The organism is Rhizobium sp. AN68, from assembly GCF_030758035.1.
Lineage (GTDB): Bacteria > Pseudomonadota > Alphaproteobacteria > Rhizobiales > Rhizobiaceae > Agrobacterium > Agrobacterium tumefaciens.
The window spans coordinates 278,495-300,237 of the sequence record NZ_JARWMI010000003.1; the positions used below are offsets into that span (position 1 = coordinate 278,495).

General features: G+C 58.9%; 21 protein-coding genes. 19 read left to right on the plus strand and 2 right to left on the minus strand.

The window, feature by feature from the left end; all coding sequences use genetic code 11:
* The first annotated feature begins 87 nt into the window (after nt 1-87).
* The 18 genes from RBH71_RS14385 (at nt 88) to trmB (ending at nt 18,878) form a co-directional block, all read left to right on the plus strand.
* On the plus strand, nt 88-2,916 hold the full coding sequence (locus tag RBH71_RS14385) for a [protein-PII] uridylyltransferase (RefSeq protein ID WP_003514778.1): 2,829 nt from the start codon (nt 88-90) through the stop codon (nt 2,914-2,916).
* A gap of 7 nt (nt 2,917-2,923) precedes the next feature.
* Complete coding sequence (gene murJ / locus RBH71_RS14390) at nt 2,924-4,513, plus strand: murein biosynthesis integral membrane protein MurJ (protein ID WP_003514779.1); 1,590 nt, start codon at nt 2,924-2,926, stop codon at nt 4,511-4,513.
* Complete coding sequence (locus RBH71_RS14395) at nt 4,513-4,917, plus strand: VOC family protein (RefSeq protein WP_003514780.1); 405 nt, start codon at nt 4,513-4,515, stop codon at nt 4,915-4,917. The genes murJ and RBH71_RS14395 overlap by 1 nt, the downstream gene beginning before the upstream one ends.
* A gap of 103 nt (nt 4,918-5,020) precedes the next feature.
* The gene (gene trpS / locus RBH71_RS14400; RefSeq protein ID WP_003514781.1) at nt 5,021-6,085 is read left to right on the plus strand and encodes a tryptophan--tRNA ligase; all 1,065 of its coding nucleotides are present in this window, start codon (nt 5,021-5,023) and stop codon (nt 6,083-6,085) included.
* 115 nt (nt 6,086-6,200) lie between these two features.
* Nucleotides 6,201-6,692 (plus strand): universal stress protein, encoded by a 492-nt coding sequence (locus RBH71_RS14405; RefSeq protein ID WP_003514782.1) that lies wholly within the window; start codon nt 6,201-6,203, stop codon nt 6,690-6,692.
* A 170-nt stretch (nt 6,693-6,862) separates the two neighbouring features.
* Nucleotides 6,863-7,426 carry a NifU family protein gene (locus RBH71_RS14410; protein ID WP_003514783.1) on the plus strand — a complete coding sequence of 188 codons (564 nt, stop codon included), beginning with the start codon at nt 6,863-6,865 and terminating at the stop codon, nt 7,424-7,426.
* Nucleotides 7,427-7,447: 21 nt separating this feature from the next.
* A complete protein-coding gene (tsaB, locus tag RBH71_RS14415; protein ID WP_003514784.1) occupies nt 7,448-8,116 on the plus strand; it encodes a tRNA (adenosine(37)-N6)-threonylcarbamoyltransferase complex dimerization subunit type 1 TsaB in 669 nt (222 codons plus the stop codon).
* A 39-nt stretch (nt 8,117-8,155) separates the two neighbouring features.
* Nucleotides 8,156-8,650, plus strand: a complete 495-nt coding sequence (locus RBH71_RS14420) for a GNAT family N-acetyltransferase (protein WP_003514785.1) — start codon at nt 8,156-8,158, stop codon at nt 8,648-8,650.
* A gap of 69 nt (nt 8,651-8,719) precedes the next feature.
* Nucleotides 8,720-9,148, plus strand: coding sequence for a Fur family transcriptional regulator (locus RBH71_RS14425; RefSeq protein ID WP_003514787.1), 429 nt, complete (start codon nt 8,720-8,722; stop codon nt 9,146-9,148).
* A 30-nt stretch (nt 9,149-9,178) separates the two neighbouring features.
* On the plus strand, nt 9,179-9,973 hold the full coding sequence (locus RBH71_RS14430; RefSeq protein WP_003514789.1) for a lysophospholipid acyltransferase family protein: 795 nt from the start codon (nt 9,179-9,181) through the stop codon (nt 9,971-9,973).
* Between the two features lie 64 nt (nt 9,974-10,037).
* Nucleotides 10,038-11,441, plus strand: coding sequence for a tRNA (N6-isopentenyl adenosine(37)-C2)-methylthiotransferase MiaB (miaB, locus tag RBH71_RS14435; RefSeq protein WP_003514798.1), 1,404 nt, complete (start codon nt 10,038-10,040; stop codon nt 11,439-11,441).
* A gap of 40 nt (nt 11,442-11,481) precedes the next feature.
* Nucleotides 11,482-12,537, plus strand: coding sequence for a PhoH family protein (locus tag RBH71_RS14440; protein WP_003514799.1), 1,056 nt, complete (start codon nt 11,482-11,484; stop codon nt 12,535-12,537).
* Nucleotides 12,538-12,546: 9 nt separating this feature from the next.
* Nucleotides 12,547-13,053, plus strand: coding sequence for an rRNA maturation RNase YbeY (gene ybeY / locus RBH71_RS14445; RefSeq protein ID WP_003514801.1), 507 nt, complete (start codon nt 12,547-12,549; stop codon nt 13,051-13,053).
* A 15-nt stretch (nt 13,054-13,068) separates the two neighbouring features.
* A complete protein-coding gene (locus tag RBH71_RS14450) occupies nt 13,069-14,214 on the plus strand; it encodes a hemolysin family protein (RefSeq protein WP_003514803.1) in 1,146 nt (381 codons plus the stop codon).
* Between the two features lie 197 nt (nt 14,215-14,411).
* Nucleotides 14,412-16,001, plus strand: a complete 1,590-nt coding sequence (gene lnt / locus RBH71_RS14455; RefSeq protein WP_003514805.1) for an apolipoprotein N-acyltransferase — start codon at nt 14,412-14,414, stop codon at nt 15,999-16,001.
* 134 nt (nt 16,002-16,135) lie between these two features.
* Nucleotides 16,136-16,555 carry a helix-turn-helix domain-containing protein gene (locus tag RBH71_RS14460; RefSeq protein ID WP_003514807.1) on the plus strand — a complete coding sequence of 140 codons (420 nt, stop codon included), beginning with the start codon at nt 16,136-16,138 and terminating at the stop codon, nt 16,553-16,555.
* A gap of 188 nt (nt 16,556-16,743) precedes the next feature.
* A complete protein-coding gene (gene metK, locus RBH71_RS14465; RefSeq protein ID WP_003514808.1) occupies nt 16,744-18,006 on the plus strand; it encodes a methionine adenosyltransferase in 1,263 nt (420 codons plus the stop codon).
* Between the two features lie 173 nt (nt 18,007-18,179).
* Nucleotides 18,180-18,878 (plus strand): tRNA (guanosine(46)-N7)-methyltransferase TrmB, encoded by a 699-nt coding sequence (gene trmB, locus RBH71_RS14470; protein ID WP_003514809.1) that lies wholly within the window; start codon nt 18,180-18,182, stop codon nt 18,876-18,878.
* Nucleotides 18,879-18,890: 12 nt separating this feature from the next.
* Here the strand turns inward: trmB and RBH71_RS14475 are convergent, their stop codons facing one another.
* Together RBH71_RS14475 and RBH71_RS14480 are read right to left on the minus strand one after the other, a co-directional pair.
* Nucleotides 18,891-19,790, minus strand: a complete 900-nt coding sequence (locus RBH71_RS14475) for a ribokinase (protein WP_003514810.1) — start codon at nt 19,788-19,790, stop codon at nt 18,891-18,893.
* A gap of 53 nt (nt 19,791-19,843) precedes the next feature.
* Nucleotides 19,844-21,037 carry a DNA recombination protein RmuC gene (locus RBH71_RS14480; RefSeq protein WP_003514811.1) on the minus strand — a complete coding sequence of 398 codons (1,194 nt, stop codon included), beginning with the start codon at nt 21,035-21,037 and terminating at the stop codon, nt 19,844-19,846.
* A 148-nt stretch (nt 21,038-21,185) separates the two neighbouring features.
* Between RBH71_RS14480 and def the strand changes: the two genes are divergently transcribed.
* Nucleotides 21,186-21,698 carry a peptide deformylase gene (gene def, locus RBH71_RS14485; RefSeq protein ID WP_003514812.1) on the plus strand — a complete coding sequence of 171 codons (513 nt, stop codon included), beginning with the start codon at nt 21,186-21,188 and terminating at the stop codon, nt 21,696-21,698.
* The last annotated feature ends 45 nt before the right edge of the window (nt 21,699-21,743 follow it).

Here is a 21,743-nt window from a genome sequence, read left to right on the forward strand (position 1 = left end):
ACTGCCTGTCCATCGCCTTTGAAACTCGCTATAGGACAATCCCATCGCAAGCGGTGGCTTTCCCACAGGACATGGATAACGGCATAAATGGCCATCAAGGACCTGGATTTTTCCGAAATTCTCGATGTTTCGGCGCTGAAGCGCGAATGCGACATCATCTTCAAGAACGACGGCAAGCGCATCGCCGATGTCAGGTCAGACCTGCTGCCGATCTTTCGCAAGGCCAGCACGGAAGGCCGGGAAAAGGCTCGCGAACTGCTGAAATCCGACGGCAGCGGCATCGATTGCGCCCGACGTATCTCCTGGCTCCAGGACCGGCTGATCGAAATCCTCTATGATCTCGCCTGCCAATATGTCTATCCGAAAGACGCGCCGCAGATCGCCGTTGCAGCGGTGGGGGGTTACGGTCGCGGCACGCTGGCGCCGGGATCGGATATCGACCTTCTGTTCCTGCTGCCGGCCAAGAACACGCCGGATATGCACAAGGCCGTGGAGTTCGTGCTTTATCTGCTCTGGGATCTCGGCTTCAAGGTCGGCCACGCCACGCGCACGGTGGATGAGTGCGTCCGCCTGTCGAAATCCGATATGACCATCCGCACCGCCATTCTGGAAGTGCGGGCAATCTGCGGCAAAAAATCCCTGACCGACGATCTCGAAAAACGTTTCGAGTCGGAAGTTGTCACCGGCACCGGGCCGGAATTCATCGCCGCCAAGCTGGCAGAGCGTGACCAGCGTCACCGCAAGGCGGGCGATACGCGCTATCTGGTGGAGCCGAACGTCAAGGAAGGCAAGGGCGGCCTGCGCGACCTGCACACGCTGTTCTGGATCGCCAAATATTATTACCATGTCCGCGATACAGCCGATCTCGTCAAGCTTGGCGTCCTGTCTAAGCGCGAACTCAGGCTGTTCGAAAAGGCCGATGATTTTCTCTGGGCCGTCCGTTGCCAGATGCATTTCATCACCAACAAGGCGGAAGAGCGCCTTTCCTTCGACATTCAGCGCGAGATCGCCGATGCGCTGGGCTATCAGCCACGCCCCGGGCTTTCCGCCGTCGAACGTTTCATGAAGCATTACTTCCTGGTGGCGAAGGACGTGGGTGACCTGACCCGCATCGTCTGCGCCGCACTGGAGGACAGGCAGGCAAAGGACGTGCCGGGCCTGTCGGGTGTTCTCAGCCGCTTTGCCCACCGCGTCCGCAAAATTCCCGGTTCTGTTGAATTCGTTGAGGATCGCGGCCGCATCGCGCTGGCCAAGCCGGACGTGTTCAAAAACGATCCGGTCAATTTGATCCGGCTCTTTCATATCGCCGATATCAACAATCTCGAACTTCACCCGGATGCGCTGCGTGTCGTTACCCGGTCGCTGTCGCTGATCAATGACGGGCTTCGCGAGAACGAGGAGGCGAACCGGCTGTTTCTGGCGATCCTCACCTCGAGGCGTGATCCGGCGCTCACCTTGCGGCGCATGAACGAGGCTGGCGTCCTCGGCAAGTTCATTCCCGAATTCGGCAAGATCGTCGCGATGATGCAGTTCAACATGTATCATCACTATACGGTGGACGAGCATCTGATCCGCTCGGTCGGCGTACTGTCGGAGGTGGACAAGGGGACGGCTGTGGATGCCCATCCGCTTGCCAACCAGCTGATGCCGGGTGTCGAGGAGCGTGAGGCACTTTATGTGGCCGTTCTGCTGCACGATGTCGCCAAGGGCCGGCAGGAGGACCACTCGATTGCCGGCGCGCGGGTGGCCCGCAAGCTTTGCCAGCGTTTCCGGCTGACCGGCAAGCAGACCGAAATGGTGGTCTGGCTGATCGAGCAGCATCTTCTGATGTCCATGGTCGCCCAGACGCGCGACCTCCACGACCGCAAGACCATCACCGATTTCGCCGACAAGGTGCAATCCATGGAGCGGCTGAAGATGCTGCTTATCCTGACGGTCTGCGATATCCGCGCGGTCGGCCCGGGTGTCTGGAACGGCTGGAAGGGTCAGTTGCTCCGCTCGCTTTATTATGAGACCGAGCTGCTCCTCTCCGGTGGCTTTTCGGAAGTCTCACGCAAGGAAAGGGCGCATATTGCCCGTCAGGCGCTTTACGACGCGCTGGAAGACTGGGGCCAGAAGGCACGGCGCAAATACACCAAGCTGCACTATGAGCCCTATCTGCTGACGGTGGCGCTGGAAGATCAGGTGCGTCACACCCGCTTCATCCGCGAGGCCGACAAGCAGGAAAAAGCGCTGTCGACCATGGTGCGCACACATTCCTTCCACGCCATCACCGAAATCACCGTGCTGGCGCCCGACCATCCGCGCCTGCTGTCGATCATTACCGGCGCCTGCGCTGCGGCCGGCGCCAACATTGCCGACGCGCAAATCTTCACCACATCCGATGGGCGGGCGCTCGATACGATCCTGATCAACCGCGAATTTCCGATCGACGAAGACGAGACGCGGCGCGGCAACAATGTCGGCAAGCTGATCGAAGAGGTTCTGTCCGGTCGTCAGCGCCTGCCGGAAATGATTGCCACCCGCACCAAGAGCCGGAGGAAGAAAAGCGCCTTCACCATTCCGCCCTCCGTCATCATTTCCAACGGGCTTTCGAACAAGTTCACCGTTATCGAGGTCGAGTGCCTCGACCGGCCGGGGCTTCTGGCGGATATGACGGCTGTCATTGCCGATCTGTCGCTGGATATTCATTCCGCACGCATCACCACCTTCGGCGAGAAGGTCATCGACACATTCTACGTAACGGATCTCTTCGGTCAGAAGGTCACCAACGACAACCGGCAGGCCAGCATTGCCACGCGCCTGAAGGCCGTGATGAGCGAGCAGGAAGACGAATTGCGCGATCGCATGCCAAACGGCATCATCGCCCATCCCGATGTGGCGGCGCTGCCAGCCACGCGCACGGCAAAGGCTTGAAATTCCCATGAGCTTGATCGGAAAGTTCGCCACGGTCGGCACGGCCACGCTCGGAAGCCGTATCTTCGGGTTCCTCCGCGAGACGCTGATGGCCGCAGCCGTTGGTACCGGCCCGGTCGCCGATGCCTTCAATGCTGCCTTCCGGTTCCCGAACACCTTCCGGCGCCTTTTTGCCGAAGGCGCGTTCAACTCGGCCTTCGTGCCGCTTTTCGCCAAGGAAATCGAGGCGAACGGCATGGAGGGCGCAAGGCGCTTTTCCGAAGAAGTTTTCGGCGTTCTGTTCACCGTGCTTTTGGCTTTGACGATCCTGATGGAACTGTCGATGCCGTTCATCGTGCGCACCGTTATTGCGCCGGGCTTTCTGGAAGACCCGGTGAAATTCGACAACACCGTCCGTCTCGCAACCATCATGTTTCCCTATCTCGCCTGCATGTCGCTGGCGGCAATGATGGGCGGCATGCTGAATTCGCTGCACCGTTACTTCGCTGCCGCGATTGCGCCGGTCTTCCTGAACATCATTCTGATTGGTGTTCTGATGCTAGCCTGGTGGAAGCATTACGACCCGCTTCAGGTGGGTTATGCCCTGTCCTGGGGTGTCATGGCGGCGGGTGTGGTGCAGCTTGGCATCGTCTGGATCGCCGTGCGCAATGCCGGCATGCGGATCGGTTTCCGCAGACCCCGGCTGACGAAGAATGTCCAGCGCCTGCTGGTCCTTGCTTTGCCGGCCGCGATCACCGGCGGCATCACCCAGATCAATCTCCTGATCAACACCAATATCGCGTCTGCCGGTGAGGGTGTGATCTCCTCGCTCGCCTATGCCGACCGGATTTACCAGCTGCCGCTCGGTGTCGTCGGCATCGCCGTTGCCACCGTGCTTTTGCCGGAGCTGGCGCGGGCTTTGCGTGGCGGACATATGGTCGAGGCGGGAAGCCTGCAAAACCGCTCGGTCGAATTCGTGCTGTTTTTGACATTGCCCGCCGCCGCTGCCCTTCTCGTCATGGCGGAACCCATCGTGCGCTTTCTGTACGAGCGCGGCAATTTCGCGCCTTCGGCCACCGTCACCGTCGCGCAGATCCTCGGTATTTATGGCCTCGGCCTGCCGGCTTTCGTGCTGATAAAGGCGTTCATTCCCGGCTTCTTTGCCCGCGAGGACACCCGCACCCCGATGATCTTCGCGGCGATTTCCGTGGTTGTGAACGTCTCTCTGGCGCTGACGTTGTTTCCGCGTCTCGGAGGTCCGGGCATCGCCATTGCCGAGATCACTGCCGGCTGGGTCAATGCCGCCCTGCTGTTCGGCATGCTGTTGTGGCGGGGTCACTGGCATGTGGACATTCCGCTCCTCACCCGCATTCCGCGCTTGCTGCTGGCCGCCGCCCTTATGGCGGGCTTCGTTCACTATGCGCTGACCTATCTCAGCTTCGAGCTGTCCTCCGCCTCCTCCATTTTCGTCCGGGCCGGAACCATCATGGGCCTCGTGCTCTCCGCCATGCTCGTTTATTTCGTGCTGGCTTTCGTTTCGGGTGGTGCCGATCTCGGCATGGTCAAGAGAGCCATCAAAAAGCGCCGCAACAAGAATGCCCAGACGGAGACAAGCTGATGTCCTTTGCAGAAAACCGTCGCATCGCCCTCATCACACTCTTGGTGGACGATTATGACCGGGCAAAGACGTTTTATTGCGAGGTCCTGGGGTTTGACTGCCTTTCCGACCAACCTCTTGATGACGGCAAACGCTGGCTGGTGGTGAAGCCTCAAGGGACCGATGGCTGTGCCCTGTTGCTTGCCGAGGCGGATGGCGAAGCGCAGCGTCTTGCCATCGGCAACCAGACCGGCGGCCGTGTCGGGTTTTTCCTGCATACCGACGATTTCGGTCGTGACTACGAGACGATGCTTGCGCGCGGCGTGCGCTTTCTGGAGGAGCCGCGCCATGAGGTTTATGGCTCTGTCGCGGTCTTTGCGGACCCTTATGGAAATCACTGGGATCTTCTTCAGCCACGCGGCTGACGCGCCCTGAAACCGCTTGATTGCGAGGGGCTGTAGGTGCATAAGCGCGCGTGCAATTCCAACCACGGGGCGGGGCCCTCCACAAGCCTTTTCGAGGACGACAATGAACGCATTCAAGCCGCTGGTTTTCTCGGGCGTCCAGCCGACCGGCAATCTGCATCTCGGCAATTATCTCGGGGCCATCCGCAAATTCGTGGCGTTGCAGGAAGATAACGACTGCATCTATTGCGTCGTCGACATGCACGCCATCACCGCCCAGCTCGTTCATTCCGACCTGAAGGCGCAGACCCGCTCGATCGCTGCCGCCTTCATTGCCGCAGGCATTGATCCGGTGAAGCATATCGTCTTCAACCAGTCGGCTGTGCCGCAGCACGCCGAACTCGCCTGGATCTTCAATTGCGTGGCGCGCATCGGCTGGATGGAGCGCATGACGCAGTTCAAGGACAAGTCCGGCAAGAATGCCGAGCAGGTGTCGCTTGGGCTGCTTGCCTATCCGAGCCTGATGGCTGCGGACATTCTCGTCTACCGCGCGACCCACGTTCCTGTCGGCGACGACCAGAAGCAGCATCTGGAACTGGCCCGCGACATCGCCCAGAAATTCAACATCGATTTCGGCGACCATATCCGCAACGCCGGTCTCGGGCTCGACATCACCGTGGGCAATGAGCCGGTGCATGCCTATTTCCCGATGGTGGAGCCGCTGATCGGCGGTCCGGCACCGCGGGTGATGTCGTTGAAGGACGGCACCAAGAAGATGTCGAAGTCCGATCCGTCGGATCTGTCGCGCATCAACCTCATGGACGATGTCGACGCAATTTCGAGAAAGATCAAGAAGGCGAAGACGGACCCGGATGCACTGCCGAGCGAAGTGGAAGGCCTGAAGGGCCGCCCGGAGGCCGAAAACCTAGTTGGTATCTATGCAGCACTGTCTGACAAGACGAAAGCGGAGGTTCTTTTAGAATTCGGCGGACAGCAGTTCTCGGCCTTCAAGCCGGCTCTCGTCGAGCTTGCCGTCAATGTGCTGGCTCCGGTCAACAACGAGATGCGCCGCCTTCTCGACGATCCCACCCACATCGATGCCATCCTCAAACAGGGTGGTGAGCGCGCGCGCGCGATCGCCGAAAACACGATGAACGAGGTGCGCGACATCATCGGGTTCCTGCGCTGACCACGTATCGCCTTGCGGATCACGGCGGGCGGTTTGCGCCTGCCGTGATTTGATATAATCTCCGCCCGAACCGTCGGGCGGTTTTTCGGATCGCGGCGGACACAGGGAGTGCGGAATGGTTTCAAAACGGCTGTCGCGTCTGGAAGGGCATCGTCGCAAATTTCTCGCTGTTATCGATGACACACCGGAATGCGAAAGGGCCGTGCATTATGCCGGTCGTCGCGCCAAGAACTCCAATGGCGGACTGGTTCTGCTTTACATGATACCGGAAGGCGATTTCCAGCAGTGGCTGGGCGTCGAGCAGATCATGCGGGCCGAGGCGCGAGAGGAGGCGGAAGCAACGCTTGCCAAGATCGCCCAGAAGGTCCGTGAGACCATCGGCATCGAGCCGGAAGCGGTGATCCGTGAAGGCGGCGCAACCGAACAGATCCACGGGCTCATCGAGGAAGATCGCGATATTGCCATTCTGGTTTTGGCGGCAGGATCAACGAAGGAAGGGCCGGGACCGCTCGTCTCCTCCATCTCAGGACGCGGTGCGGCCTTCCCCATCCCCGTCACCGTGCTGCCGGATACGCTGACGGATGAGGAAATCGACGCCCTTTGCTGACCTTCGTTCGACCCCGAAAGGCAGGAACGGATTCGGGCAAGAATTTCGGGCTGACGATTTCTTGAATGTAATTATCATGTCAGGGCTTGAAGTAAGGCTTCGCCAGGCGTATTTTTTTGGAAGAATTCTAAATTGCGGGGCGTGAACGGCGACCTCGAAGGAGACAGATAATGTTCATTCAGACGGAAGCCACGCCGAACCCCGCGACCCTCAAGTTCCTGCCGGGCAAGGTGGTGCTGGAAAGCGGCACGGCTGAGTTTCTCAACCCCGCGCAGGCGCAGGCCTCGCCGCTGGCAGAGCGCCTCTTCACCATTCCGGGTGTCACCGGTGTTTATTTCGGCTTCGATTTCATCACCGTCACCAAGGATGACGCAGAATGGCAGCATCTGAAGCCCGCCATTCTCGGTTCGATCATGGAGCATTTCATGTCTGGCCGCCCCATCATGGGCACTGCCATTGCGGCTGAAGTGTCGGATGAGGAAGGCGAGTTCTTTGAAGCGGGTGACGAAACCATCGTCGCCACCATCAAGGAACTGCTGGATACCCGCGTCCGCCCCGCCGTGGCGCAGGATGGTGGCGATATCACTTTCCGTGGTTTCCGCGACGGCACCGTGTTCCTGAACATGAAGGGCGCCTGCTCCGGTTGCCCGTCCTCCACCGCCACGCTGAAGCACGGCGTCCAGAACCTGCTTCGCCATTTCGTGCCGGAAGTGCGCGAAGTCGAAGCTGTATGACGTTATAAGCCAGGCCGCGCCATGATTGTTCTCGCACTCGATACCTCAGGTGTGGACTGTTCTGCCTGCGTCTATGACAGCGCCTCCGACACGGTGCTTGGCGAGGTGTGCGAAACCATCGGAAAAGGTCATGCCGAGCGGCTGATGGCTGTGATTGATGGTGCCCTGCAGCAGGCACACCTGCCGCTTCAGAAAGTCGGGCGCATCGCGGTAACGATCGGACCGGGTTCCTTTACCGGCATTCGCGTTGGCGTTGCTGCCGCGCGTGGTTTTGCCCTGTCGCTCGGCATAGAGGCAGTCGGCGTAACCACGCTTGAGACGATCGCCTTGCATCATCTGCTGGAAAATCCCGGCCGGCCAGTGGCTGTCGTGCTCGACGCCAAACGGGGCGAAGCCTACCTCCAGACATTTGCAGAGGATGGATCGCCGCTCCTCGAGGCCGCGCTTTTGTCTCTGGAGGATGCCAAAACGACTCTCTCCGGTTTCGATGGCGCCATTATCGGTTCCGCCGCACCCCTTTTTCAGGGTTTCGACACGGGGTCAGGTCCCGATCATTTTCCGATTTCCACTGTCGCGCGGGCGGGTGGACGCAAGCAGAAAGGCATGCCGAAACCCACACCGCTTTACCTTCGCGGCCCGGATGCCCGGCCGCAGACGGGTTTTGCGCTGGCACGCCAGAGCGTTGCCTGATAGGTGGCACCCGTAAATGCGTGCGGATGATTCCTTGTTATGTTTGACGAATATCTAAGCTGGAAGCCCTATTTCGAGATCGTGCCGATGCAGCATGAGGATTGCGCCGGAGTGGCGGAATTGCATGCGCTGCGCTTTCCGCGCCCCTGGAATGACGGGGAGTTTTCCGGGCTGTTGACGCAAGGCTCGGTTTTCGGTGCCGTCGCGCGGCAGACGAACGCATTTTTCAGCAAACCGCTCGGTGGTTTCGTGCTTGCGCGCGAAGTGGCCGGCGAGGCGGAAATCCTGACCGTTGCGGTGGCCGACAAGTTCGCGCGCACCGGCCTCGGCTGGCGCCTGATGCAATCGGCCGTCCGTGAGGCGATGATGCGCGGTGCCGAAACGATGTTCCTGGAAGTGGACAGCAACAATGCCTCCGCCCTGGGACTTTATAAAAAGCTCGGCTTCAAAACGGTCGCTGAGCGGAAGGCCTATTACACCGCCAAGGATGGCGCGAAGTCGACGGCGCTTGTCATGCGCCGCGATCTTCGCTAGTTCCCTGCGACAGGCATTTTTCGGCGACAGCCCCGAAATTCAACCGGAATACTCAAAAGGCCAGAAGACGTGATAGACCTTTCGAAAACGCTGGAGGAACTTTGTGCCGAACGCGGCATGCGGATGACGGACCAGCGCCGTGTCATCGCCCGCGTGCTGCAGGAATCGGCAGACCATCCGGATGTCGAGGAGCTTTACCGCCGTTCCTCCGCCGTGGATCCGCGCATCTCGATTTCCACCGTTTACAGAACGGTGAAGCTGTTCGAGGACGCCGGCATCATCGAGCGTCATGATTTTCGCGATGGCCGCTCGCGTTACGAGACCGTGCCTGAGGAACATCACGATCATCTGATCGATCTGAAGAACAGTGTGGTCATCGAGTTTCATTCACCCGAGATCGAGGCGCTTCAGGAAAAGATCGCCAGGGAACACGGCTTCAAGCTCGTTGATCACCGGCTCGAACTCTACGGCGTACCGTTGAAGCCCGGCGAACATTGAGACGCTGGTGAGCAAGCGCACGGTTCAATCATGATGTGGCTTCGGACAGCCTATATTGCGGTCGTTCTCCTGATCGTCACGCTTATATTGCTGCCGCTGCAACTGTTGGGCCTTGCCTTCGACTGGCAGCTTCGCCGTCGCATTCCCCGCATCTGGCACCGCATAGCCTGCCATGTCCTCGGCATCCGCGTGCATGTCCATGGGGATGTGGAGCGGGCAAAACCGCTGATGCTGGCGGTCAACCACGCCTCGTGGAAGGACATTCTCGTTCTCGGCAGTATTGCCGACGTGGTGTTCATCGCCAAGACGGAAGTGCGTGACTGGCCCGTCTTTGGCTGGCTCGCCCGTCTGCAGAAAAGCATCTTCGTCCAGCGCGAGCAGAAGCGCAGCACCGGTGCGCAGGTCGGCGAGATCGCCGCCCGCATGGCCGATGGCGAGATCGTCGTGTTGTTCCCGGAAGGCACCACCTCTGACGGCAACCGCATGCTTGCCGTCAAATCCTCGCTGTTCGGCGCAGCCTCCACGGCTGCCGAGCAGGTTCCGGGCAAGCTCGTCTATGTGCAGCCGGTTGCAATCGCCTATACGCGGGTGCAGGGCATGGCCATGGGACGTTACCACCGGGTCATTGCGGCCTGGCCGGGCAGCATAACTCTGGTGCCGCATCTGCTCGGTATCATCAGGGCAGGTGCCATCGACGTGGACGTTACATTCGGCGACAGCGTTCCGTTTCACAGCACGGATAACCGCAAGCGTCTGGCGACCGATATCGCCGCTTCTATCCGTTCCATGTTGGCTTTCAGCCTGCGTGGTGGCTGGCGGAAATAGAGCATTCCAGCTTTTCCGGTATTTTTCTGTTTAATCCGGGCGTGAAAAACACTAGATAACCGCCATGACCCAGGAAACGCTTGGCCTCGATGCCCCCGAAATGATTGCCCGCGAGGGCTCTAACAGCAGGAAGGTCTTCATCAAGACCTATGGCTGTCAGATGAACGTCTACGATTCCGTCCGCATGAGCGATGCGCTGGCGAAGGACGGTTACGTTCAGACGGAGGATATGGGCGAGGCGGATCTGGTGCTTCTGAACACCTGTCACATCCGCGAAAAGGCCGCTGAAAAGGTCTATTCGGCGCTCGGCCGCCTGCGCGACATGAAAAAATCGCGCGAAGAACAGGGCCGCGAATTCGTGATCGGCGTTGCCGGATGTGTGGCGCAGGCGGAAGGCGAGGAAATCCTTCGCCGTGCGCCAGCCGTCGATGTCGTCATCGGCCCACAGACCTATCATCGCCTGCCGGACGCCCTGAAGCGGGTGCGCGGCGGCGAGCGCGTCATCGAGACCGAATATGCCGTTGAGGACAAGTTCGAACATCTGCCGGTGGCCGAAAAGGCAACACTGCGTACGCGCGGCGTCACGGCATTTTTGACGGTGCAGGAAGGCTGCGACAAGTTCTGTACCTTCTGTGTTGTGCCCTATACGCGTGGTTCGGAAGTTTCGCGTCCCGTGCGCCAGATCGTGGATGAGGCGATGAAACTGGTGGATGCCGGTGTGCGCGAAATCACGCTGCTCGGCCAGAACGTCAATGCCTGGCAGGGCGAAGGCTCGAAAGGCGAAAAATGGGGACTTGCCGAGCTTCTTTACCGGCTGGCGGAAATTCCCGGTCTCGCACGCCTTCGTTATACCACCAGCCATCCGCGCGACATGGATGACCGCTTGATTGGCGCACATCGCGACCTGCGCATTCTGATGCCCTATCTGCATTTGCCTGTTCAGTCCGGGTCGGATCGCATTCTGAAGGCGATGAATCGTCGCCACACAGGTGAGGAATATATCCAGCTCATTGAAAAAATCCGGGCCGCCCGCCCTGATATCGCCATGTCCGGGGATTTTATTGTTGGCTTCCCCGGCGAGACGGATCGTGATTTCGAAGACACGATGGCGATCATCGAACAGGTGAAATATGCGCAGGCCTTTTCATTCAAATATTCCACACGCCCCGGAACGCCGGGCGCCGATCTGACGGATCAGGTTGCGGAAGAGGTGAAGGCCGAGCGGCTGGAACGATTGCAGGCGCTGCTCTTGCGGCAGCAGAAGGAATTTGCGGAATCGCTGGTCGGAAAGACGATGGATGTGTTGCTGGAAAAGCCCGGCCGCATGCCTGAACAGTTGATAGGTCGCTCTCCCTGGCTGCAATCTGTGAATCTTGATGCAAAGACTTTGAAAATCGGTGACATTGTTAATGTACGAATCACCGCAACGGGTCCAAACAGCTTGTTTGCCGAGGTGGCAGAGAGTTAGAGTGAGGAGCCGACACTGATTGGGACAGGAGCCTGACCGCTTGAACGCACATGAATTGGTATCACCTTCATCGCGCCAGCCACGCCAAGCCGCGACCGACGCCAATCACTTCGTCCTGACGTTCGAGAATAACAGGATAGCGGGAGAGCTATTCGGTCAGTTCGATCAGAACCTCAAATTGCTGGAACAACGCCTCAACATCGATGCGCGCCCGCGCGGCAATTCCGTTGCCATCACCGGCGATGTCGTTGCCACCAATCAGGCTCGCCGGGCGCTGGATTTCCTTTACGAGCGTCTGCTCAAGGGCGGAACCGCCGAGGTTTCCGACGTGGAAGGCGCGATCCGCATGGCCATGGCGGCAGATGACCAGCTGACCTTGCCGACGATGGAGCGCAAGGCGAAGATCTCCATGGCGCAGATTTCCACGCGCAAGAAGACCGTCGCTGCCCGAACGCCCACCCAGGATGTCTACATGCGGGCGCTGGAGCAATCCGAACTGGTGTTCGGCGTCGGCCCCGCCGGCACCGGCAAGACCTATCTTGCCGTGGCGCATGCAGCGCAACTTCTGGAGCGTGGCGCGGTCGACCGCATCATCCTCTCGCGTCCCGCAGTAGAAGCGGGCGAACGCCTTGGCTTCCTGCCGGGCGACATGAAGGAGAAGGTCGATCCTTATCTGCGCCCGCTTTACGACGCGCTTTACGACATGATGCCGGGTGACAAGGTGGAGCGCGCCATTCAGGCGGGCGTCATCGAAATTGCGCCACTGGCCTTCATGCGCGGACGCACGCTTGCCAACGCCGCCGTCATTCTGGACGAAGCCCAGAACACCACGACCATGCAGATGAAAATGTTCCTTACCCGTCTTGGTGAGAAAGGCCGCATGATCGTGACCGGCGACCCAAGCCAGGTGGACCTTCCGCGCGGCGTGAAGTCGGGTCTTGTCGAGGCCCTGCAAATCCTCACCGATGTGGAAGGTGTATCCGTCGTGCGCTTCAAGGATGTGGACGTCGTGCGCCATCCGATGGTGGCGCGCATCGTGCGGGCGTACGAATCCCACACGGCGGTGCCGGATGAAAGCCTCGTGAAGGGCAACTGACGCAAGACAATGACAGCTCTGGATATTCAAATCAGCGTCGAGGCCGAAGGCTGGTCCTCGGAAGAGGACCTTCTTGCCTTCGCCACCAAGGCGCTGGATGCAGCGGTTGATTTTTTGAAGCGGGAAGAGAACCAACCCTTCCCGAAAATGCCGGTGGAACTGTCGCTGGTCTTTACCGACGATGAAAATATCCGGGAAATCAATGCCGAATGGCGCGACAAGGACAAGGCAACCAATGTCTTGTCTTTCCCCGCTTTTCCGCTGGAACCGGGCGGCATGCCCGGCCCGATGCTGGGCGATATCGTCATCGCGCGCGAGACGGTTGAACGCGAGGCTCTTGAACTTGAGAAGAGTTTCGAGGATCATCTGACCCATCTTCTTGTTCATGGGTTCCTGCACCTGTTCGGTTATGACCACATGGATGAGGAGGAGGCGGAAGAAATGGAGTCGCTTGAGACTCGCATTTTGGCGGTCCTTGGCCTATCTGATCCTTACGCGGGACAGGAACCGCTTTGAATATTGTCTGGAGCCATGAACGAACATTCTGCACGACCTGCCAATGAGGGCAGAGAAAACGGCGAGCAGTCCTCCTCGGAGGAGGGCAGTAGTCATTTACGGAACGACTCCAATGCAAAGCCGAGATCGACGATCTGGTCGCGCATTGGACGGTTGCTGAAGCCGTCACAGGGCGAGCGCCTGCGCGAGGATTTGACCGACGCGCTGATGGACGACACCGAAATCGGTGCCGCCTTTTCGCCCGAAGAGCGGGCGATGCTGAACAATATCCTGCGTTTCCGGGAGGTTCGGGTCGAAGATATCATGATCCCACGCGTGGATATCGACGGTCTCGACCAGAATATGACCATCGGCGAAGCTCTGATCCTCTTTGAGGAAACCGGGCGCTCCCGCATGCCGGTCTACGATGAGACGCTGGATAATCCGAAGGGCATGATCCACATTCGCGATCTGCTGGCCTATGTCGCCAAGCAGGCGCGCAACAAGCGCCGGGTGGGGTCGCGTGGTGTTGCTTATGGCGAGGCGAAGGCTCCGCGCTCGCCGCGACCGAATTTTGACCTGGCGCGGGTGGATCTGGAACAGACGGTCGCCGATGCCGGGCTGGTGCGTAAAATTCTTTTTGCACCCCCCTCCATGCTGGCCTCCGATCTTTTGAAGACCATGCAGGCACAGAGAACACAGCTTGCCCTGGTGATCGACGAATATGGTGGCACGGACGGTCTCGTCAGCCATGAGGACATCGTCGAGATGGTCGTGGGTGACATTGATGACGAGCACGACAAGGACGAGACGATGTTTTCCCGTCTATCCGCCGACGTGCTGGTGGCGGATGCCCGCGCAGAGCTTACAGAACTTGCCGAGGCAATCGGACCGGAATTCGATGTCCGCGAACATCTTGAAGAAATCGATACGCTCGGCGGCCTGATATTCTTCGCACTCGGCCGCATTCCGGCCAAGGGTGAAGTGGTCAGGGCCGTACCTGGCTTCGAGTTCCAGATCCTCGATGCGGATACAAGGCGTATCAAGGGTGTCCGTATCGTCCGCGATCATGGCTCGGAAGGGCAGGATGACCGCGCGCCGGGCGATGCCGATGCCGATGAGGTTATTCCGCTGCCCGCGCCGGATGTTCGCCTCATCACCCACCAGCAAAACGCTGACTGAGGTGGGCGACGGGATGCTCCCCGTCGCCGCCGCTCCTTGAACGCGTCATCAAGAGTCCAAAAGGACGCACGGTGCTCCGGCGACCATCCCTTCTGTGGACTGCGAATCTTTTTCCTTTACGTCGAGTCTAAAGGGAAATTCCTTTGCGCGGCCATGCCGGGTTGGGCTTTTCCGGGTGGGCATTAAACGGAGATGGCATGGAGCGTCTTGCAGGCAGGGTAATGCTGGCCGGCGGCAAAAGCCGCGCAGTGATGGCGATTGCCGCAGGCGCGGTTGGAGCGCTGGCCTTGCCTCCGGTTGGCTTTTTCGCAGCGCTTTTTTTGTCTTTCACCCTGCTTGTCTGGTTGGTCGATGGCTGCACCGGCAAGCCGGGCGGCGGCATCTTCAGCCGCATCATGCCCGCTTTCGGCATCGGTTGGTGTTTCGGCCTTGGTTATTTCGTGGCGGGCCTGTGGTGGCTGGGCAATGCGCTCCTGCTGGAAGCTGACGAGTTCGCCTGGGCGCTACCGCTCGCCATCCTCGGCCTTCCGGCTGTTCTCGCCGTGTTTTACGGTTTTGCGGTCGCAGCCGCCAATATCGTCTGGTCGGACGGTCTCGGCCGTATCGCCGCACTTGCGGCCGCATTCGGCCTTTTGGAATGGCTCCGCAGCTTCATAGCAACTGGCTTTCCCTGGAACGCCATCGGTTATGGCATCATGCCTGTGCCGATCATGATGCAGTCGGCGCATCTGCTCGGTCTTTTTGGTGTCACCACGCTTGCCGTTTTCATCTTCGCCTCGCCTGCCTTGATCGGCACGAAAAAAGGCATGTGGCCGGGTCTCATTGTGGCGGGCCTGCTGCTGGCTGGCCATTTTGGTTATGGCTTTTATCGCCTTCAGACACCGTTGGAGACACCTGCGGACGCGCTGACCGTGAGGATCGTGCAGCCGTCGATCGACCAGTCCCGCAAGATGCTGAATGCAGACAGGGCCGAGATTTTCAGCGAGCATCTGCGCTTGACGGGCCTGCCGCCCGGCGAAGGAAAAAAACGCCCAGATATCATTGTTTGGCCGGAGACCTCCGTGCCTTTCATCCTGACGCAAAATCCGGACGCTCTGGCGGAAATCGCCAAGACGCTTGAAGACGGGCAGGTCCTGTTTACCGGTGCGGTCAGAATGGAAGATGCCGGTGCCGGCCGGCCTCCGCGTTACTACAATTCGGTCTATGCGATTGACAGTCAGGGCGAGATCATCGGCGCGACCGACAAGGTCCATCTGACACCCTTTGGAGAATATGTCCCTTTCGAAGATATTCTACGGGGATTCGGCATCAATAATGTCATCAGCCTGCCGGGCGGCTTTTCAGCCGCGTCTTCGCGCACGCCTTTGACGCTTCCTTCCGGTAAAACCCTCTATCCCCTGATCTGCTACGAGATCATTTTTCCCGAAGAGATGACCCCTGGTCTGGCGGGCGCCGCAGCAATCCTGAACGTCACGAATGATGGCTGGTTCGGCGATACACCCGGCCCTTATCAGCATTTTCTGCAGGCAAGAGTACGGGCCGTTGAAACGGGAGTGCCGGTGATTCGCGGCGCTAATACCGGAATTTCCGCCGTTATAGATCCCTATGGTCGTATTATTGCCGGGTTGGACTACGGCCGGGTCGGAATTGTTGACGCCACCTTGAGTGGTGGGTCAAATGACGCTGTTACTTACGACATACATCGGACGTATTTCTGGTTGATTTTTTCTATCATGCTGACCGTTTCGGTATTTTCTGCCTGGCGTTTTGCCCGGCGCCAGAATTGACCGGGAACCCCTACAATTGCATAGTGAATACGTCAGTCGTAAAACAAGTTTAGACGCTGTCGAAATACCAGCTCATTTCTTCGAATAAGCAATGAAACGAGATATCAACCCTTTCCGAGTGTCAGGACCGCATGATGACCGAAAATAAGAAAAAGCCTAACCCCATCGACATTCATGTCGGAAGCCGAATTCGTCTTCGCAGAACCATGCTGGGCATGAGCCAGGAAAAGCTGGGTGAAAGCCTCGGAATTACCTTTCAGCAAATTCAGAAGTATGAAAAGGGCACGAACCGCGTGGGCGCCAGCCGCCTGCAGAATATCTCCGCGATCCTGAATGTGCCGGTTTCCTTCTTCTTCGAGGACGCGCCGGGTGATCAGGCCGTCGGCACGACGGGCATGGCAGAAGCATCGAGTTCCAATTACGTGGTGGATTTCCTGTCGTCTGCCGAAGGCTTGCAACTGAACCGCGCTTTCGTGAAGATCGCCGACCCGAAGGTTCGCCGCCGCCTCGTTGATCTCGTCAAGTCGCTCGCCGCCGAAGGGGATGCTGAGTAGCACTCGCAGGCGACTGCTTTATTTTCCAGCGTACGGCGCTGGACACTCAACGGTCCGCAAGGGCCGTTTTTTTGTGCCCAATTAGAAAGGAATTCTCACATAAAGATATATTTATGTGGTTGTGTCCTTGTCTTTCATGGCCGAAATGACTAACAAACTCGAAGACCGTTCTTTGAGGGGAATCCCGCATGCGTGCCAATTACCTGTTCACCAGCGAGTCCGTGGCCGAAGGTCATCCGGACAAGGTTTGTGATCGTATTTCCGATGAAATCGTGGATCTCATCTATCGTGAGGCATCCAAGACGGGTGTCGACCCCTGGACCGTGCGCATCGCATGCGAAACGCTTGCGACGACGAACCGCGTCATTATCGCCGGTGAGGTTCGGGTTCCCGATACCCTGCTGAAAAAGGACAAGGACGGCAAGGTTCTCAAGGATGCTGCCGGCCACCCGGTCATCAATCCCTCGAAGTTCAAGTCGGCTGCCCGCAAGGCGATCCGCGACATCGGCTACGAGCAGGATGGTTTCCACTGGAAGACGGCGAAGATCGACGTTCTTCTGCATCCGCAGTCGGCGGATATCGCGCAGGGCGTGGACAACGCCTCCGACAAGCAGGGCGACGAGGGTGCCGGCGACCAGGGCATCATGTTCGGTTACGCCTGCAAGGAAACGCCGGACCTGATGCCGGCTCCGATCTATTATTCCCACCGTATTCTGCAGCTGCTCGCGACCGCCCGTAAAAGCGGCGAAGGCGAAGCTGCGAAACTCGGTCCCGACGCCAAGAGCCAGGTGACGGTTCGTTACGTCGACGGCAAGGCTTCGGAAGCCGTATCCATCGTTTTGTCCACGCAGCATCTCGATGCCAGCTGGGATTCGAAGAAGGTTCGCGAAGTTGTCGAACCCTATATCCGCGAAGCGCTGGGTGACCTGAAGATCGCCGATGATTGCCAGTGGTATATTAACCCGACGGGCAAATTCGTCATTGGTGGTCCGGATGGCGATGCGGGTCTGACCGGCCGCAAAATCATCGTGGACACCTATGGCGGAGCTGCCCCCCATGGCGGCGGTGCATTCTCCGGCAAGGACACGACCAAGGTCGACCGTTCCGCGGCCTATGCTGCCCGCTATCTGGCCAAGAACGTGGTGGCTGCCGGTCTGGCCGAGCGCTGCACCATTCAGATTTCCTACGCGATCGGCATCGCCCAGCCTCTGTCGATTTATGTCGATCTGCACGGTACCGGCAAGGTCAGCGAAGATCAGGTCGAAGGCGCCATCCGCAAGGTCATGGATCTCTCGCCGTCGGGCATTCGCCGTCATCTCGATCTCAACAAGCCGATCTATGCCAAGACGTCCTCCTACGGCCATTTCGGTCGCAAGGCGGGCCGTGACGGTTCCTTCTCCTGGGAGAAGCTCGATCTGGTGAAGCCGCTCAAGGAAGCTTTGAGCGCTTGAAGCATTTCCAGTAAAATTGCGTAGCGATTTTACGTTCGGAAAATGCGGGGACTTGTTCTAAGCCTTGTCATTGGACGGGGATTGAGAGATACCGGTTGCACCATTTGTAACCCGCATAGTGCCATTCAAGCGGCCCTGTGCGGGTTTAGTCTATTTGTTCTTGAGAGTATGACATGACGGAAGAGCGGCGTTCGCGCGCAACGGAAGCGTTTTTTGGCAGACGCAAGGGCAAGCCCCTGCGCAATCAGCAGATCGATACGATCGAAAACCTGCTGCCTTTGCTGAAAATCGATCTGGAAAGCGCGCCTCCGAAAAATCTCGTCGCTCTCTTTCCGGCGGATGTGAAATCGGTCCGCCTGGAAATCGGTTTCGGCGGCGGCGAGCACCTTGCCCACCGCGCGGTTGAAAATCCTGAGACCGGCTTTATCGGCGTCGAGCCCTTCGTCAATTCCATGGCCAAGCTGCTGGCAAGCGTGCGTGAAGGCGAGTTGATGAATATCCGCCTTTACGATGATGACGCGACGCAATTGCTGGATTGGCTGCCGGATGGGTCGATCGATCACATCGATCTTCTCTATCCCGATCCCTGGCCGAAGAAGAAGCACTGGAAGCGCCGTTTCGTTTCCGACGTCAATCTTGCCCGTTTCCATCGCGTCCTGAAACCCGGTGGCAAGTTCTGCTTTGCTTCCGATATCGATACCTACGTCAACTGGACGCTACAGCATTGCGCCCGCCACGGCGGTTTCGAGTGGACGGCGGCAAGTGCCGAGGACTGGCACACCCCCTATGCCAACTGGCCGGGCACGCGTTATGAGAACAAGGCGAAAAGAGAAGGCCGCAGCTCGGCCTATCTCACTTTCATTCGCATTTAACAGCTCGAACCGTCAGATATTCGCGTCCACTTCGGCAGCAACCGGAATGGAAGGCTGGGCGCCGGCGCGGGTGCAGGCGAGCGAGCCTGCGACGGCGGCGCGCTTCAGCGCCTTTTCGAAATCCATACCCTGATCGAGGCTGGCGGCGAGATAACCGCAGAAGGTATCGCCAGCGCCAACAGTATCGACCGGCTCGATCTTGAGACCGGACGCCTTGAAGACCTTGCCGTTGCGAATGGCGATCACGCCATCAGCACCAAGCGTCACGATCAATGTCTGGCCGGTCTGCTCATGCAGGGATTTGAGTTCATTTTCCCGTTCGGAGGCTGAAAGTCCGTTTTTGCCGATCAGCAGTTCAAACTCGGTTTCATTGGCTATGACGATTTCGGCAAGGCTGGCAAGGCGCGGCCCGTCCGCGGTCAGCGGCGCGGTGTTGATGATAGTGGTGATGCGTTTAGCCTTCGCGGCCGTCAGTGCTGCTTCGATTGAGGGTGCGGGCACCTCGAACTGAAGCATCAGAATATCGCCCGCTGCCATCTCCGCCACGGCTCTTGCGGCGTCGGATGCGGAAACTTCGCCATTGGCGGCGGGAATGACCGAGATCATGTTCTCCCCGCCTTCACCGATCAGGATTACGGCGGTTCCCGTGGGGCCGGGCGCGGTCTTGACGAGCGACAGATCGGTGCCGGCATCGCGCAGCAATGTCAGCGCTGGCGCGGCAAAGGTGTCATCACCCGTAGCGCCCGCCATTTTGACCGTTGCACCTGCGCGCCGTGCGGCAAGCGCCTGATTGGCTCCCTTTCCGCCGGCCGCCGTGGAAAAGGTTTCTCCCGTCACGGTTTCACCGGGTTTGGGCAGGCGTTTGGCGGTGGCGACGAGATCCATGTTGATGGAGCCGAAAACAGTAATCATCAGGGCATGTCCGTATGAAATTCAAAGCAAGGCGGCGACTTTGCCCGAGGGGATCACTCGTCGTCAACCACCCGCAACTTGGCCGTTCCTGCCCTGTTCTCTGCAAAGCGTCGCGCCTGCTCGATTTCGCTGTGGGAGGTCTCCTTTTCCGTCGGCGAAAAATCGAGGCCCTCGATCTTCTGGCCACGCGCCAGCACCTTGTCGGAGGAAATCAGCATCATGTCGACATCTTTCTGCGCCAGCCCGAAATGGGCCTGCAGCTTGCGCGTCCGGTCGTCCAGCCGCCGCACGTCATCCATGAGAAGCGCGACTTCACCCTGAATGAGGTGCGCCTGCTCGCGCATGCGCTGGTCCTTCAGCACCGACTGGATAACCTGCACCGACAGCATCAAAAGCGATGGCGAGACAATGACGACACGGGCGCGATGGGCACGCTGCACGAGATATTCGAAATGCTGGTGAATATCGGCGAAGATCGATTCCGACGGCACGAAGATGAAGGCCGTATCCTGCGTTTCGCCGCGTATCAGATATTTCTCCGCCACGTCGCGAATATGCACTTCCATATCGCGGCGGAACTGCTGGGTCGCAGCCCGTTTGCCCTCGGGCGTTTCATCCGCCTTCAGCGCATTCCACGCCTCCAGCGGAAACTTGGCATCGATGACGAGGGACGGGGCGTTGTTCGGCATCCTGATGATGCAGTCTGGTCGGTAGCCATTCGAAAGCGTGGGCTGAAGCTGAAAGGCCCCGGCGGGAAGCGCATCGGCGATCAGCGCTTCCATGCGCGCCTGCCCGAAAGCGCCGCGCGTCTGCTTGTTGGAGAGGATCGCCTGAAGCCCGACCACGTCCTTTGCCAGATCCTGAATATTACCCTGTGCGGCATCTATAACCGCAAGCCGCTCCTGCAGGCGGCTTAGATTCTCGTGTGTCGACCGCGTCTGCTCGGTCAGCGTCTCGCCCAGCCGCTGCGACATGCCGTCGAGGCGCTGGTTGATCGTCTGGCCCATCTCGCTCTGGCGCGTGCCGAGCGTCTCGGCCATCGCCGCGATCCGGCCGTGCAGTTCCGACTGGGTTTTCAACAGATCGGAAATTTCACCATCGGCTTCCGCTTTTTTCCCGCGACTTTTCGTGACCATCCAGAAAGCGGAAAGGCCGAAAACGAGAGCCGCAAGAAGCCCGCCGAAGCTGATGTCGACGGAGCCGGCCCGCAAGGCGGGATCGAGGAGAAAAGAGAAATCGATGCTCATGGCTAAATCTACCAGATTTCCAGTGATTCGTAAGATCAAAACAAGAACATTCATGCGGCGGAATTGAGTCGGCCAAAACCGGACGAAGGTCTCATTTCGACCGCGTATTTTTTATTTCCTCCGCGCAAGAGATACGTTATGGGAAGCCATGACTATCAAACCGCTTATCATTTTGCCCGATCCCGTGCTGCGCCAGCAATCAAGGCCCATCGAACAGGTGGATGCCGAAGTGTTGCGCCTTGCCGACGATATGCTTGAAACCATGTATGATGCGCCGGGTATCGGCCTTGCCGCCATTCAGGTGGGCGTGCCGCGCCGCATGCTGGTGATCGACGTTTCGCGCGAGGACGAGGAGAAAAAGCCGGTCGTCTTCATCAATCCGGAAATCCTCAAAGTGTCGGACGACGTCTCGGCCTATGAGGAAGGGTGTCTCTCCATTCCCGATTATTATGCCGAGGTAGAGCGTCCCGCATCCCTGACAGTGCGATATGTCGATCGTGACGGCAAGCAGCAGACGGTCGATGCGGACGGACTTCTGGCGACGTGTCTGCAGCATGAGATCGACCACCTGAACGGCATTCTGTTCATCGACCATATTTCGCGGCTGAAGCGAGAAATGGTCATCAAGAAATTCACCAAAGCAGCCCGCGCTAAGGTCTGATTCGTCTTAATTACGTAGACGGACCGGCATAGAGGGCAGGGGGCG

Bases quoted from the DNA above. Each gene is read 5' to 3' on its own strand.
- def (WP_003514812.1), top strand. From the start codon at position 21,186: ATGACTATCAAACCGCTTATCATTTTGCCCGATCCCGTGCTGCGCCAG.
- RBH71_RS14395 (WP_003514780.1), top strand. From the start codon at position 4,513: ATGTCCTTTGCAGAAAACCGTCGCATCGCCCTCATCACACTCTTGGTG.
- RBH71_RS14450 (WP_003514803.1), top strand. From the start codon at position 13,069: ATGAACGAACATTCTGCACGACCTGCCAATGAGGGCAGAGAAAACGGC.
- trpS (WP_003514781.1), top strand. From the start codon at position 5,021: ATGAACGCATTCAAGCCGCTGGTTTTCTCGGGCGTCCAGCCGACCGGC.
- tsaB (WP_003514784.1), top strand. From the start codon at position 7,448: ATGATTGTTCTCGCACTCGATACCTCAGGTGTGGACTGTTCTGCCTGC.
- murJ (WP_003514779.1), top strand. From the start codon at position 2,924: ATGAGCTTGATCGGAAAGTTCGCCACGGTCGGCACGGCCACGCTCGGA.
- trmB (WP_003514809.1), top strand. From the start codon at position 18,180: ATGACGGAAGAGCGGCGTTCGCGCGCAACGGAAGCGTTTTTTGGCAGA.
- RBH71_RS14430 (WP_003514789.1), top strand. From the start codon at position 9,179: ATGATGTGGCTTCGGACAGCCTATATTGCGGTCGTTCTCCTGATCGTC.
- RBH71_RS14480 (WP_003514811.1), bottom strand. From the start codon at position 21,037: ATGAGCATCGATTTCTCTTTTCTCCTCGATCCCGCCTTGCGGGCCGGC.
- RBH71_RS14410 (WP_003514783.1), top strand. From the start codon at position 6,863: ATGTTCATTCAGACGGAAGCCACGCCGAACCCCGCGACCCTCAAGTTC.
- RBH71_RS14405 (WP_003514782.1), top strand. From the start codon at position 6,201: ATGGTTTCAAAACGGCTGTCGCGTCTGGAAGGGCATCGTCGCAAATTT.
- metK (WP_003514808.1), top strand. From the start codon at position 16,744: ATGCGTGCCAATTACCTGTTCACCAGCGAGTCCGTGGCCGAAGGTCAT.
- ybeY (WP_003514801.1), top strand. From the start codon at position 12,547: ATGACAGCTCTGGATATTCAAATCAGCGTCGAGGCCGAAGGCTGGTCC.
- miaB (WP_003514798.1), top strand. From the start codon at position 10,038: ATGACCCAGGAAACGCTTGGCCTCGATGCCCCCGAAATGATTGCCCGC.
- RBH71_RS14385 (WP_003514778.1), top strand. From the start codon at position 88: ATGGCCATCAAGGACCTGGATTTTTCCGAAATTCTCGATGTTTCGGCG.
- lnt (WP_003514805.1), top strand. From the start codon at position 14,412: ATGGAGCGTCTTGCAGGCAGGGTAATGCTGGCCGGCGGCAAAAGCCGC.
- RBH71_RS14420 (WP_003514785.1), top strand. From the start codon at position 8,156: ATGTTTGACGAATATCTAAGCTGGAAGCCCTATTTCGAGATCGTGCCG.
- RBH71_RS14475 (WP_003514810.1), bottom strand. From the start codon at position 19,790: ATGATTACTGTTTTCGGCTCCATCAACATGGATCTCGTCGCCACCGCC.
- RBH71_RS14460 (WP_003514807.1), top strand. From the start codon at position 16,136: ATGACCGAAAATAAGAAAAAGCCTAACCCCATCGACATTCATGTCGGA.